Below are 13469 nucleotides of genomic sequence, written 5' to 3'. Positions count from 1 at the left end.
CACCATGACGACGACAGACAGCAGCGGCGACGTCCGCCTCACCGGTATCGGCAAGACCTACGACAACGGCTTCACCGCCGTGAAGCCGATGGACCTGACCGTGCCCCAGGGCTCCTTCTTCGCCCTGCTCGGAGCATCCGGCTGCGGCAAGACCACCACCCTGCGCATGATCGCGGGCCTGGAGGAGCCGACCAGCGGCACCGTGCACCTCGGCGACCAGGACGTGACCCGTCTGCCGCCGTACAAGCGGCCGGTGAACACGGTCTTCCAGTCCTACGCGCTCTTCCCGCACCTCGACATCTTCGAGAACGTCGCCTTCGGCCTGCGCCGGCGCGGCATCAAGAGCGTGAAGAAGCAGGTCGAGGACATGCTGGAGCTGGTCCAGCTCGGCGAGCAGGCGCGCAAGAAGCCACACCAGCTCTCCGGCGGCCAGCAGCAGCGCGTCGCGGTGGCCCGGGCACTCATCAACCACCCCAAGGTGCTCCTCCTCGACGAGCCGCTCGGTGCCCTCGACCTCAAGCTGCGCCGCCAGATGCAGCTTGAGCTCAAGCGGATCCAGACCGAGGTCGGCATCACCTTCGTCCACGTCACGCACGACCAGGAGGAGGCCATGACCATGGCCGACACGGTCGCCGTGATGAACGCGGGACGGGTGGAGCAGCTCGGCTCGCCCACCGACCTGTACGAGAACCCCAACACCACCTTCGTCGCCAACTTCCTCGGCACCTCGAACCTGATCGAGGCCGAGGTGGACACGAAGAGCGGCGACGGCATCGTGCTCAAGGCCGGCGGCGGCAAGCTCGTCCTGCCCGAGGCACGATGTTCCGCGCCCACCACGACGGGCGGCAAGGTACTCGTCGGCATCCGGCCCGAGAAGATCTCCCTCACCCACGCCGACGACGCCGGCTCCATCCCCGAGGGCCGCAACCGGATCACCGGCAAGATCGCCGACGCCAGCTTCATCGGCGTCTCCACGCAGTACGTCATCGACAGCGCGGTCTGCCCCGAGTTCGCGGTGTACGTGCAGAACGTCGACCGCGACGGACGGCTGGTCCCGGGGGCCGACGTCGTCCTGCACTGGAGCCCGGCCCACACCTTCGGTCTCGACGCCGCCCAGTCCCTGCTTGCTGGGACGGCGGGCTCCGCCGGCACCGAGGAGGAAGCCGCCTGATGGCCACGCTCTCCGAGGCGCCGCCGCCCCTGGCGCCCGCCGCACCCGAGGCGACGAAGCCCCCGCGCAAGCGGGGCCGTTTCACGCCGTACTGGCTGCTGCTGCCCGGCCTGCTCTGGCTGGTGATCTTCTTCGCGCTGCCGATGATCTACCAGGCGTCCACGTCCGTCCAGACGGGTTCCCTGGAAGAGGGCTACAAGGTCACCTGGCACTTCGCGACCTACTGGGACGCGCTGAGCGAGTACTGGCCGCAGTTCCTGAGGTCCGTCTTCTACGCGGCCGCGGCGACCGTGCTCTGCCTGCTGCTCGGCTACCCGCTGGCGTACCTCATCGCCTTCCGGGCGGGCCGCTGGCGGAACCTGATCATGATCCTGGTGATCGCGCCGTTCTTCACCAGCTTCCTGATCCGCACCCTGGCCTGGAAGACGATCCTCGCCGACAACGGCCCGGTCGTGCACGTCCTGAACTCGCTGCACATCCTGAGCGTCACCGACTTCCTCGGCTGGACGGCCGGCGACCGGGTCCTCGCCACACCGCTCGCCGTGGTCTGCGGTCTGACGTACAACTTCCTGCCGTTCATGATCCTGCCGCTCTACACCTCGCTGGAGCGGATCGACGGGCGGCTGCACGAGGCGGCCGGCGACCTGTACGCGAAGCCCTGGACGACCTTCCGCAAGGTCACCTTCCCGCTGTCGATGCCCGGCGTGGTCTCCGGCACGCTGCTGACCTTCATCCCGGCGGCCGGTGACTACGTCAACGCCGAACTCCTCGGCTCGACCGACACCCGCATGATCGGAAACGTGATCCAGACGCAGTTCCTGCGGATCCTCGACTATCCGACGGCGGCCGCGCTCTCCTTCATCCTCATGGCCGCGATCCTCTTCATGGTCACGATCTACATTCGCCGGTCCGGGACGGAGGATCTGGTCTAAATGCCCTTCGTCAACTGGCTCAGGAAGCGGCTCGTCGTCATCGCGGGACTGCTCACCCTCGGATATCTGCTGCTTCCGAACGTCATCGTCACGGTGTTCTCCTTCAACAAACCGAAGGGGCGTTTCAACTACGAGTGGCAGCAGTTCTCGCTCGACGCGTGGAAGCAGCCGTGCGGAGTCGCCGACATGTGCGGCTCGCTCTCCATCAGCCTTCAGATCGCCGCCCTGGCGACCATCGGCGCCACGCTCCTCGGCACGATGATCGCCTTCGCACTGGTCCGCTACCGGTTCCGGGCCCGTGGCGCCGTGAACTCGCTGATCTTCCTGCCGATGGCGATGCCCGAGGTCGTCATGGCGGCCTCGCTGCTCACCCTCTTCCTGAACATGGGCGCCCAGCTGGGCTTCTACACGATCCTGATCGCCCACATCATGTTCTGCCTCAGCTTCGTCGTCACCGCGGTCAAGGCGCGTGTGATGTCGATGGACCCGCGCCTGGAGGAGGCTGCCCGGGACCTCTACGCCGGACCGGTGCAGACGTTCGTCAGGGTCACCCTCCCCATCGCGGCCCCCGGAATCGCGGCGGGCGCGCTGCTCTCCTTCGCGCTCTCCTTCGACGATTTCATCATCACCAATTTCAACGCGGGCTCCACCGTCACCTTCCCCATGTTCGTCTGGGGTTCGGCGCAGCGCGGTACGCCCGTCCAGATCAACGTCATCGGTACGGCCATGTTCCTGGTCGCGGTACTGCTCGTGCTGGTATCGATGCTCCTCACCAACCGCCGCACCAGGCAAAAGGCATAAGGCACCAGAAAAACTCTGTAGGGAGTTGAAATCATGGCCCCAAGCGCCATGAGCCGTCAGGCAGATTGGACCACGTCTCTCTCCGAAGCACGGCCGGTCCCGTACTGGCTCGAAGACCCCGGCAAGCCGCCCGCCGAGCCCGCGCTCACCGCCCCCGACACCTGCGACCTGCTGGTCGTCGGCGGCGGATACAGCGGACTGTGGACCGCGCTCAACGCCAAGGAGCGCGACCCGGGGCGTGACGTGGTTCTGCTGGAGGGCCGTGAGGTGGGCTGGGCCGCCTCCGGCCGCAACGGCGGCTTCTGTGCCGCCTCCCTCACCCACGGCCCGGCCAACGGCCTGGCCCGCTGGCCGGGCGAGATCCACCGCCTCGAAGAGCTGGGCCGGCGCAACCTCGACGAGATCGAGGCCGCCGTCGCCCGGCACGGCATCGACTGCGAGTTCGAGCGCACCGGCGAGATCGACGTGGCCACCGAGCCCTACCAGGCCCGGGAACTGCGCGACTGGCACCAGGAGCTGGAGGGCGAGGGCCTCGCGGACGGCATCGAGTTCCTCGACGCCGACGCGCTGCGCGCGCAGGTCGACTCGCCCACCTTCGAAGCCGGTCTGTGGGACCGCCGGGGCGTGGCCATGCTCAACCCGGCGAAGCTGGTCTGGGGTCTCAAACAGGCCTGCCTCGCCCTCGGCGTCCGGGTCTACGAGCACACGCCCGCCCTCGAACTGAAGGCGTACGGCGCCGGCATGGCCGTACGCACCCCGTACGGGTCGGTCCGGGCCCGGCGGGTCGCGCTCGGCACCAACATCTTCCCGAACCTGGTCAAGCGGGTCCGCGCCTACACCGTGCCGGTCTACGACTACGCCCTGATGACCGAGCCGCTCACCGCCGAGCAGCTCGGCGCCATCGGCTGGAAGAACCGGCAGGGCCTCGGCGACTCGGCCAACCAGTTCCACTACTTCCGCCTGTCCGCGGACAACCGGATCCTGTGGGGCGGCTATGACGCCATCCACCACTACGGCGGCCGGGTGCGCGCCGAGTACGACGACCGCCCGGAGACCTACGCCAAGCTCGCGGGGCACTTCTTCACCTGCTTCCCGCAGCTGGAGGGTGTCCGCTTCACGCACGCGTGGGGCGGCGCGATCGACACCTGCTCCCGTTTCTCGGCGTTCTTCGGCACCGCCCACCAGGGAAAGGTGGCGTACGCGGCCGGGTACACCGGTCTCGGCGTCGGCGCGACCCGGTTCGGCGCCGACGTGATGCTGGACCTGCTGGCCGGTGAGGAGACCGAGCGCACCCGCCTGGAGATGGTCCGCAAGAAGCCGCTGCCGTTCCCGCCGGAGCCGTTCGCCTGGACCGGCATCGCGCTGACCAAGTGGTCGCTGGCCCGCGCCGACGCCCACGGCGGCCGCCGCAACCTCTGGCTCAGGGCGATGGACCGGATAGGGCTGGGCTTCGACAGCTGACCCGTCCGTGGATGTGATCCAGGTCACTCCGAAAGGGTCACGAAACCCGCGTAATGCTCCTGGAAGACCTCCCTCTCTCCCCGTGACGCGACGCCCGCGTCGACGAGTGGGACTGGGAGGTCTTCTGATGACTGGGGCGAAGACGGCGGTCGAATGGCTGGCATCCGTCGCACCTGACCCCGAGGCGTGCCGGTGGGAATGGGAGCGCAACCCCCTGGGGGTCGCGCTGCTGCCCGCCGGCCGGGCCTGGGACGTGCTGATCCTGCCGGGCGAGCTCGGCTACCCCACCCTCGACGTGCTCACCCGCGTCCTCGACCGGCCGGGGCCCGTCCTGGTCGACTTCGGGGACAGCCGGGTGGGCTTCTTCGTGCCGCCGGGCACGGCCGCCCGGTGGCTCGGCACCGGTATCCGCACGGCGGGCGCCGGCACCTGGATCGTCGTGCCGTATCCCGGCCGGTCGACCCAGGGGGTGCGGTGGCTGGTGGCGCCGGACGGGTCGGGGACGCTGACGGATCCGGCACTGCTGGAGCTGGCGATGCACGAGGCCGCGGCGGGTCTGGCCGACCGTGACTAGGTGCCGTTCGTATGAGGTCGCCGGTCGGGTGCGGGTGTGTGGCATGTGCCCGCACGGTTTCCCGCGCCTCCTGGCGGGGTGGCAGGTCCGTGGGGTGTCCGTTGCCGCAGCCCTTGACAGGTAAATTGGTCTGGACCAAATTGAGCGCGGCACACCCCACCTCCAATTCCCCCATTCACGGAGGCACTTGTGGTTCGCGCGAGACCTGTCCTCACCATGCTCACGGCCTTGCTGCTGGCCGTACCCGGTATCACCGCGCTCTCGTCGGCCGCCCGTGCGGCCGACGCGGACCTCGCCAGGAACGGCGGCTTCGAGTCCGGTCTCGACAACTGGAGCTGTACGGCCGGTACGACGGTCAACTCGCCCGTGCACAGCGGCGCCTCGGCACTGCAGGCGACCCCGGCCGGCAGCGACAACGCCCAGTGCACGCAGACGGTGACCGTGCAGCCGGGCGCGCAGTACACCCTGTCCGGTTACGTCCGCGGCGCCTACGTCTACCTCGGCGCGAGCGGCACCGGGACCACCGACGTCTCCACCTGGACCCAGTCCGCCCCCGACTGGCAGAAACTCACCACCACCTTCACCACCGGCGCCGCCACCACCAAGGTCACCCTGTACACCCACGGCTGGTACGGCACCGGCGCCTACAACGCCGACGACATCTCCCTCGTCGGCCCCGGCGGCAGCACCGGCCAGCCGCCCGCCGCGCCCACCGGCCTGAGGACCGGCACGATCAGCTCCTCCAGCGTCGGTCTGTCCTGGACGGCCGTCGCGGGCGCCACCGGCTACGCGATCTACCGCGACGGCACCAAGGTCCAGACGGCGACCGGGACGTCGGCCACGGTCACCGGTCTCACACCCTCCACCGCCTACAGCTTCCAGGTCACCGCCGTGAACGACGCCGGCGAGTCGGCGAAGTCCGCCGCCGTCACGGCCACCACCACCGCGGGTTCCTCCGGAGGCTCCGGTGATCTGCCCACCCACGCCCTGGTCGGCTACCTGCACGCCTCCTTCGCCAACGGCTCCGGCTACACCCGGATCGCCGACGTCCCCGACAGCTGGGACGTCATCGACCTGGCCTTCGGCGAGCCGACCTCGGCGACCTCCGGGGACATCCGCTTCAACCGCTGCCCGGTCACCGAGTGCCCGAACGTCGAGAGCGACGCCGACTTCAAAGCGGCGGTCAAGGCGAAGCAGGCGGCCGGCAAGAAGGTGCTGATATCGATCGGCGGCGCCAACGGCCAGGTGCAGCTCACCACCGCCGCCGCCCGGGACGCCTTCGTCTCCTCCGTCTCGGCCATCATCGACACCTACGGCCTGGACGGCCTCGACATCGACTTCGAGGGCCACTCGCTGTCCCTGAACACGAACGACACGGACTTCAAGAACCCGACGACCCCGGTGGTCGTCAATCTCATCTCCGCGCTGAAGACGCTGAAGGCCAGGTACGGGGCGAAGTTCGTGCTGTCCATGGCGCCCGAGACCTTCTTCGTGCAGATGGGCTACCAGTTCTACGGCACCGGCAAGTTCGGCGGCCAGGACCCGCGCTGCGGGGCGTACCTCCCGGTCATCTACGCGCTGCGCGACGACCTGACCCTGCTGCACGTCCAGGACTACAACTCGGGCCCGATCATGGGCCTCGACAACCAGTACCACTCCATGGGCGGCGCGGACTTCCACATCGCCATGACCGACATGCTGCTCACCGGCTTCCCGGTGGCGGGCGACGCGAACAACGTCTTCCCGCCGCTGCGCCCGGACCAGATCGCGATCGGCATGCCCGCCTCGACCAACGCGGGCAACGGCTACGTCGCCCCGGCCGAGGTCACCAAGACCCTGGACTGCCTCACCAGGAGGACGAACTGCGGCGCGTACACGACCCACGGCACCTGGCCCGCCCTGCGCGGTCTGATGACCTGGTCGGTCAACTGGGACCGGTTCTCGAACTGGGAGTTCCAGAAGACCTTCGACGCGTACTTCGGCTGACCACCGGCCACAGGGCCGTCAGCAGGACCGTGCACAGGCACCAGCTGGCCGCGACGTCCAGCGGCCAGTGGTAGCCGCGGCGGACCAGACCGTAGGAGACGGCGAGGACCAGGGCCGCGCAGACGGTGACGACGGTGCGGCGGGCGGCACGGGAGCGGAGCCAGGGAAGGAGGAGCAGGGCCGCGCCGCCGTAGGCGATCGCCGCCGTCGCCGTATGGCCGGAGGGGAAGTAGCCGGCCGCCGGGGGCACCACGGGGGTCCCCGGACGGGCGGTCCACTCCTTGACCGGCACCACGACCGCCGGGACCAGGGCCATCAGGACGGCGGCCGCGGCGGGCGGCAGCCACCAGCGGTCTGTACCGGTGGCGCGGCCGCGCATCGCGGCGTATCCGATGACGATCACCAGGACCGGCACCGCGACCTGTGCGTTGCCGAGGTCGGAGAGCAGCTCGGAGAACCGGTCCGGGTGGACGAGTGCGCCGCTCAGCCTGCTGTCCAGGCGCAGCAGGGGGCCGTGGGCCATAACCTGCCAGGTGACCAGCGCGAAGAGGAGGGCCGGAAGGGCCACGAGCCCCAGGAGTCCCGCGAGGGAAAGGCCGGGGAAGCCGAGAAAGGAGGTCGGCCGCCCCGGAACAGGGGGGGTGGTTCCGAGGCGGCCGTCCGGATCGGAACGCCGCGCGCCCCGGGGGGTTTGGGGCGGGCGACCGTCCGATCGGTGAGGAGATCCGGAGCCGGAGGCACCGGTTGTGTGCGCGAGGGCACGACCAGGTCGAAGCTGGGGAGGCCCCGGCCTGAAGTCGCCCACAGTCCCCTGTGGGCGGGGTGTATCTCTCATCTGAGTAGAACCTACGGCAGGGTCAGGCATGGCGACAGGCGGAATCGCGTCCCGTCATCCACCTCGCACACGTTCTTCACACGGCCTGACGGGGGCCGCCCCAGCCCCCCGGATCACGCCAGGTGGGCGGGGAGGGGCGGCCATGGCACAGGGGTTCGGCCTCCTGTGGACGGGCTGGGTGAAGCCTGTGGGTCAGATCCGGGCGAAGGCCTGCTCGATGATGTCGAGGCCCTCGTTCAGCAGGTCCTCGCCGATGACCAGCGGCGGCAGGAAGCGCAGCACGTTGCCGTAGGTGCCACAGGTCAGGACCAGCAGGCCCTCCTGGTGGCAGGCCTTGGCGAGGGCCGCGGTCGCCTCCGGGGCCGGCTCCTTGGTCGTACGGTCCTTGACCAGCTCGATGGCGATCATCGCGCCGCGGCCCCGGACGTCACCGATGACGTCGAACTTCTCGGCCATGGCGGACAGCCGCGGCTTCATGATCGCCTCGATGGCCTTCGCCTTGGCGTTGAGGTCCTGCTCCTTCATGGTCTCGATGGCACCGAGCGCACCGGCGCAGGCGACCGGGTTGCCGCCGTAGGTGCCGCCGAGACCGCCGGAGTGCGCGGCGTCCATGATCTCGGCGCGGCCCGTGACCGCGGCCAGCGGCAGACCGCCGGCGATGCCCTTGGCGGTGGTGATCAGGTCCGGGACGATCCCCTCGTCCTCGCACGCGAACCACTGACCCGTACGGCAGAACCCGGACTGGATCTCGTCGGCGACGAACACGATCCCGTTGTCCTTGGCGAACTGGCTGATCGCCGGCAGGAAGCCCTTGGCGGGCTCGATGAAGCCGCCCTCGCCGAGCACCGGCTCGATGATGATCGCGGCGACGTTCTCCGCGCCGATCTGCTTGTTGATCATGTCGATGGCCTGGGCGGAGGCCTCGGCACCGGCGTTCTGGGGGCCCGTGAGCCAGCGGTAGCCGTAGGCCACCGGCACCCGGTACACCTCGGGCGCGAACGGCCCGAAGCCCTGCTTGTACGGCATGTTCTTCGCGGTCAGGGCCATGGTGAGGTTGGTCCGGCCGTGGTAGCCGTGGTCGAACACGACGACGGCCTGCCGCCTGGTGTAGGCGCGGGCGATCTTCACGGCGTTCTCGACGGCCTCGGCGCCGCTGTTGAACAGCGCGGACTTCTTGGCGTGGTCACCCGGGGTGAGCTCGGCCAGCGCCTCGGCGACGGCCACGTAACCCTCGTACGGGGTGACCATGAAACAGGTGTGGGTGAAGTCGGCCAGCTGGGCGGCGGCCCGGCGTACGACGGCCTCGGCGGAGGCGCCCACGCTGGTCACCGCGATGCCGGAACCGAAGTCGATCAGGCGGTTGCCGTCGACGTCCTCGATGATGCCGCCACCCGCGCGCGCGGTGAACACCGGCAGCACGGAACCGACGCCCTGCGCGACCGCGGCGGTGCGGCGGGCCTGCAGCTCCTGCGACTTGGGGCCGGGTATGGCGGTGACGACGCGGCGCTCCTGCGGAAGTGCGGTCATGGGGGCTCCCTGATCAATCGTGCGTTCCGGGGCGCTGTGCGTGTCCGGCGGCCCCGGGGCGGATCCGGCGGTGCGTATCCGGACGCTCTCCTTCTTTCTTCGCAGGCTAGGGCCGGGTATGAGAGGTGGGCATGCTCCATGTGGGTGTTGTCGGGAGAGGGCGTTGTCCGTGGTGGACATAGGGCGCCGGGCGACGCGGGGATCCGGCCGACGGTTCCTCGGCCGTGTAAGCGGTGAACTCCCCTTCGGAGGGCGTTAGATTGACTCGCTGACGGTGGACGGAACGGCTGGTCAGGGGGAAAGGGCGATGGACAGCGACGGGACGCGGGACCCGAGGGGCACGCACGCGCATCCTGTGCCGCGTCCGGCGGGGCCACAGGACGCGGGCGCGGTGCCGCCGCGGCCGAGCCTGCCCCCGGGGACGCCGCACCTGCCGCCCGGGGCGCCTCCGAGGCCCGACGGCTCGGCCTTCGTGAGCTGGCTGCGGGCGCCGAGGCCGGAGGCCGCGCCCGGGGTGTGGCGGTTCCGGTACACGCCCAGGCCCGCGGAGGAGCCCGAGCGGATCCCGGCCCGGCAGCTGCTGAGCGGCGCGCTGATCGCGTTCCTGGTCGGCTGGCTGCTCTGGTCGCTGCTGTGGAACGGCTATCTGGGCGGCTGGTGGGTGGTGCCCCTGGAGCTGTTCACCCCGGACTCCTGGCGGCACAGCGACGACCGCGTCGGCAACGCCGTCCTCTGGTACGCCTACTACACACTCATCGCCCTGGCGATCATGCTCGTGGTCGGCCGGCTGGGCCGCTGGGGCGAGGTCTGGCGCCGCTACGGCCCGCGGGCCTGGACCCGGGCCGCCGGTGCCCCCGCCGTCGAGCGGCCGCCCGTCCCCGAGCAGGACCCCGCCCAGTGGCCGCACCTGCGGGCCGCCGGGGCGCAGGAGGCCGCCGACCGGCTGGCCGCCGAGGCCCGGGCCGGGCTGATGGGGGACGTGGACCAGGCCCGGATCGCCCGGGCCTGGCAGGGCGTGCGCAGCGGCCGGCACACCATGGCCTCCTTCTCCGCCTCCGTGGTCAAGGACGGCGCCGCCGCCTGCCCGCACCCCTCGGGGGAACGCGACCTGCCCGCCCGGCACGCCCGGCACGACCTGGTCACCGGTCAGGTGCGGCTCGGCACCACCGCCGACGACCCCCGCAACCCCTACCTCTACCGCGGTACCGGCCTCGCCCTCGGCCCCGAGCTGCTCGGCACCTCCCTGCTCGCCGTCGGCCCGGCCGGCTCCGGCAAGACCGGCGCGCTGGTGCGCCCGCTCGCCGAGTCGCTCTGCCTGCACGCGCTGGCCGGCCGCGCCTCGGTGGTCGTCGTCGGCGCGGCCGGCGCCGGACTCGGACCCGCCGACTCCTACGACGTCGTGGTCCGTATCGCCCACCCCGAGTCCGTCTACGACCTCGACCTGTACGGCGGCACCAGCGACCCCGACGAGGCCGCCGCCATACTCGCCGAGGCCCTCGTCGGCGACCTCGCCGACCCGCACCCCGGCAGCGACAGCCGCCGCTCCACGACCGTCCTCGCCCAGTTGCTCGGGCCGTTCCGGGCGGTCCACGGCCGCTTCCCCTCCGTACCCGAGCTCCGCCGCCTCCTGGACGGCGCCCCGGGCCCGGTGGCCGCGCTCCGCAAGGCCCTGACGGATACCGGACACGAGTCGCTGCTGCGCGAACTCGACGCGAGGGAACGGCAGATGGGTCATCCGGGGGACGTCGGATCGGTCCTGGCCGACCGTCTCGCCCTGCTCGACCGTCCGGCCTTCGCCGGGTTCTTCGACACCTCCGGCCAGACCCGGCCCTTCTCCCTCAAGGCCCTCGACCACCCGGTCCGGGTCCGTATCGACCTGCCCGAGCGCGGCCACGCCGACGCCTCCCGCATCCTGGCCCGGCTGGTGCTCGCCCAGTTCACGACGAGCGTGACGGTCCGGGACGACCGTTCGCTCTTCGCCTGCCTGCTCCTGGACGACGCGACGGGCGTGGTGACGCCGGAGGCGGTACGCGCGGTCCAGCGGCTGCGGTCGGCCAACGCGGGCGTGGCGCTGACCCTGCGCAGCCTGGACGACGTACCGCGCCCCCTGCGCGGGCCGCTGCTGGGTGCCGCCGGCTGCCGGATGGCCTTCTCCGGGCTGACCCCCTGGGACGGCCAGGACTTCGCCGAGGTCTGGGGCAAGGAGTGGATCGAGGCCCGGGACGTGACCGATCGCCAGATCATCGCGGAGACCCCGGCGGGCAAGGCGCTGCATGCCGTACGCCAGGTCATCACCGGCAAGGCGCCCACGGCCCGCGCGGTCACGGTCCGCCAGGTGGAGCGCGAGCGCTGGTCGGCCTCCGAGCTCGCCCACGGCGTGCCGCCGGGCCATGCGGTCCTCTCCCTGACCTCCGTCAAGGGCGAGCACGCGCCGCCGCTGCTGGTGGACCTCAGGGGTGGCGCCGGCCGGGTTTGAACAGGGGGGCACACGCGACCGTACAGTGAGGCAGAATCGAGAGAGGTCGTTCATACGAGACGGCCAAAGGCCAACCGCCCTCTGTGCACGTCATCACGTGTTCCCGACCCAAGAGAAGATCTGACGGCCCGATGCCACCGACGCTCGCCTCGCTCGTCCACCATTCCGCGCTCAAACTGACCGTGCGCGCGGGCGAGGACCGCCTCGACGTGCCCGTGCGCTGGGCCCATGTCAGCGAACTGGCCGACCCGGTGCCGTACATGGAGGGCGGGGAGCTGCTCCTGATCACCGCGCTGAAGCTGGACGCGGACGATCCGCAGGCGATGCGCCGGTATGTGAAACGCCTGGTGGGAGCAGGTGTGGTGGGCCTCGGCTTCGCCGTCGGGGTCAACTACGACGAGATCCCGGCAGCCCTCGTCGACGCGGCCGAGCAGGAGAACCTGCCGCTCCTGGAGGTGCCGCGCCGCACCCCCTTCCTCGCCATCAGCAAGGCCGTGTCGGCGGCGATCGCGGCCGACCAGTACCGGGCGGTGACGGCGGGTTTCGCCGCCCAGCGCGAACTGACCAGGCAGGCCCTGAGCGCCGGTCCCGAGGGCCTGCTCGCCGCACTCGCCGCGCAGGTCAACGGCTGGGCGGCGCTCTACGACGCCTCGGGCGCGGTCGTCGCCACGGCACCGGAGTGGGCGGGCCGCCGGGCGGCCCGGCTGACGGCCGAGGTGGAACGGCTGCGGGAGCGCCCGGCGCCGGCCTCCTCGGTGGTGGGCGCCCCGGACAACGAGGACCGGGTGGAGCTGCACTCGCTCGGCACCGGGCGCAGGCCCCGGGCCGCTCTGGCGGTCGGCACCGCGGCGGCCCTCGGCACCGCCGAGCGGTACGCCGTCCACTCGGCCATCGCCCTGCTCACGCTCACGACGGAACGTTCCCGTTCGCTGCACGAGGCCGAGCAGCGGGTGGGCGCGGCGGTGCTGCGCATGCTGCTCGCCGGCCAGCCGGACCACGCCCGGTGGGTCGCCGGGGATCTGTACGGCGGACTTCTCGACGCGCCCTTCCGGATGATCGTCGCCGACGCGGGCGGCGAGCTGCTCGCCGGTCTCGCGGAGGCCGTCGAGTCGGCCGCCGCACGCGCCGGGGAGGCGGTGCTGGTGGTGCCCGAGGGAGAGCGGCTGGTGGTGCTGGCCGCCGACGGCGGTGCTGCGGTGGGCGCGTGCGTCGACCACGCGGCGGCGCGCGAGACCGCGCGGACCGTATCTGAGCAGGACGCCGCCGCGGAGGACGACCTGGTCATGGGGATGTCCGCCCCGTCCGGCCCGATCGGCGCGGCGGCCGCCTACAAACAGGCCGAACAGGCACTGTCGGTGGCCCGGCGGCGCGGCCGGGTGCTGGTCGAGCACGAGCATCTGGCCGCCGGTTCCGTGCTGCCGCTGCTGGCCGACGACGCGGTCAAGGCGTTCGCGGACGGCCTGCTGCGGGCGCTGTACGAGCATGACGCCACGGGCCGCGGCGATCTGGTGGCCTCCCTGCGGGCCTGGCTGTCCCGGCACGGCCAGTGGGACGCGGCCGCTGCCGACCTGGGCGTCCACCGGCATACGCTGAGGTACCGGATGCGCAGGGTCGAGGAGATCCTGGGCCGTTCCCTGGACGACCCGGACGCCCGGATGGAGCTGTGGCTGGCTCTCAAGGCGACCTCGACGGAGTGACCGGCGCCG

10 protein-coding genes are annotated in these 13469 nt (G+C 71.1%); 8 read left to right on the top strand and 2 right to left on the bottom strand.

Annotated elements, in window-relative coordinates:
• Window positions 1–4 precede the first annotated feature (4 nt).
• The 6 genes from ACZ4O3_RS23700 (at window position 5) to ACZ4O3_RS23675 (ending at window position 6925) form a co-directional block, all read left to right on the top strand.
• Window positions 5–1171: an ABC transporter ATP-binding protein gene (locus ACZ4O3_RS23700; protein ID WP_362716227.1), complete on the top strand. Its 1167-nt coding sequence runs from the start codon at window positions 5–7 to the stop codon at window positions 1169–1171.
• Window positions 1171–2103, top strand: a complete 933-nt coding sequence (locus ACZ4O3_RS23695) for an ABC transporter permease (RefSeq protein WP_467724112.1) — start codon at window positions 1171–1173, stop codon at window positions 2101–2103. The genes ACZ4O3_RS23700 and ACZ4O3_RS23695 overlap by 1 nt, the downstream gene beginning before the upstream one ends.
• Window positions 2104–2904 carry an ABC transporter permease gene (locus ACZ4O3_RS23690; RefSeq protein ID WP_362716233.1) on the top strand — a complete coding sequence of 267 codons (801 nt, stop codon included), beginning with the start codon at window positions 2104–2106 and terminating at the stop codon, window positions 2902–2904.
• Window positions 2905–2937: 33 nt separating this feature from the next.
• Window positions 2938–4365 carry an NAD(P)/FAD-dependent oxidoreductase gene (locus ACZ4O3_RS23685; protein ID WP_467724110.1) on the top strand — a complete coding sequence of 476 codons (1428 nt, stop codon included), beginning with the start codon at window positions 2938–2940 and terminating at the stop codon, window positions 4363–4365.
• A gap of 127 nt (window positions 4366–4492) precedes the next feature.
• Window positions 4493–4939, top strand: coding sequence for a hypothetical protein (locus tag ACZ4O3_RS23680; protein ID WP_467724108.1), 447 nt, complete (start codon window positions 4493–4495; stop codon window positions 4937–4939).
• A 216-nt stretch (window positions 4940–5155) separates the two neighbouring features.
• Window positions 5156–6925 carry a chitinase gene (locus ACZ4O3_RS23675; RefSeq protein WP_362716240.1) on the top strand — a complete coding sequence of 590 codons (1770 nt, stop codon included), beginning with the start codon at window positions 5156–5158 and terminating at the stop codon, window positions 6923–6925.
• Here ACZ4O3_RS23675 and ACZ4O3_RS23670 read toward each other — a convergent pair.
• Together ACZ4O3_RS23670 and gabT are read right to left on the bottom strand one after the other, a co-directional pair.
• Window positions 6864–7730 (bottom strand): phosphatase PAP2 family protein, encoded by an 867-nt coding sequence (locus ACZ4O3_RS23670; RefSeq protein ID WP_467724297.1) that lies wholly within the window; start codon window positions 7728–7730, stop codon window positions 6864–6866. The genes ACZ4O3_RS23675 and ACZ4O3_RS23670 overlap by 62 nt on opposite strands.
• 222 nt (window positions 7731–7952) lie before the next feature.
• Window positions 7953–9287 (bottom strand): 4-aminobutyrate--2-oxoglutarate transaminase, encoded by a 1335-nt coding sequence (gene gabT / locus ACZ4O3_RS23665; protein WP_467724107.1) that lies wholly within the window; start codon window positions 9285–9287, stop codon window positions 7953–7955.
• Window positions 9288–9594: 307 nt separating this feature from the next.
• Here gabT and ACZ4O3_RS23660 point away from each other — a divergent pair, with 307 nt between their 5' ends.
• Window positions 9595–11763, top strand: a complete 2169-nt coding sequence (locus ACZ4O3_RS23660; protein WP_467724105.1) for an ATP-binding protein — start codon at window positions 9595–9597, stop codon at window positions 11761–11763.
• Between the two features lie 131 nt (window positions 11764–11894).
• Window positions 11895–13460, top strand: coding sequence for a PucR family transcriptional regulator (locus ACZ4O3_RS23655; protein WP_467724104.1), 1566 nt, complete (start codon window positions 11895–11897; stop codon window positions 13458–13460).
• Window positions 13461–13469 lie beyond the last annotated feature (9 nt).

The organism is Streptomyces sp. NPDC026515 (assembly GCF_055567595.1).
Note: the sequence above shows the minus strand (reverse complement) of the source record. Positions and strands in the feature narration are given on the sequence as shown.

What these genes read in the sequence shown, in the direction of transcription:
- ACZ4O3_RS23700 (WP_362716227.1), top strand. Translation starts at nt 5, where the DNA reads ATGACGACGACAGACAGCAGCGGCGACGTCCGCCTCACCGGTATCGGC.
- ACZ4O3_RS23695 (WP_467724112.1), top strand. Translation starts at nt 1,171, where the DNA reads ATGGCCACGCTCTCCGAGGCGCCGCCGCCCCTGGCGCCCGCCGCACCC.
- ACZ4O3_RS23690 (WP_362716233.1), top strand. Translation starts at nt 2,104, where the DNA reads ATGCCCTTCGTCAACTGGCTCAGGAAGCGGCTCGTCGTCATCGCGGGA.
- ACZ4O3_RS23685 (WP_467724110.1), top strand. Translation starts at nt 2,938, where the DNA reads ATGGCCCCAAGCGCCATGAGCCGTCAGGCAGATTGGACCACGTCTCTC.
- ACZ4O3_RS23680 (WP_467724108.1), top strand. Translation starts at nt 4,493, where the DNA reads ATGACTGGGGCGAAGACGGCGGTCGAATGGCTGGCATCCGTCGCACCT.
- ACZ4O3_RS23675 (WP_362716240.1), top strand. Translation starts at nt 5,156, where the DNA reads ATGCTCACGGCCTTGCTGCTGGCCGTACCCGGTATCACCGCGCTCTCG.
- gabT (WP_467724107.1), bottom strand. Translation starts at nt 9,287, where the DNA reads ATGACCGCACTTCCGCAGGAGCGCCGCGTCGTCACCGCCATACCCGGC.
- ACZ4O3_RS23660 (WP_467724105.1), top strand. Translation starts at nt 9,595, where the DNA reads ATGGACAGCGACGGGACGCGGGACCCGAGGGGCACGCACGCGCATCCT.
- ACZ4O3_RS23655 (WP_467724104.1), top strand. Translation starts at nt 11,895, where the DNA reads ATGCCACCGACGCTCGCCTCGCTCGTCCACCATTCCGCGCTCAAACTG.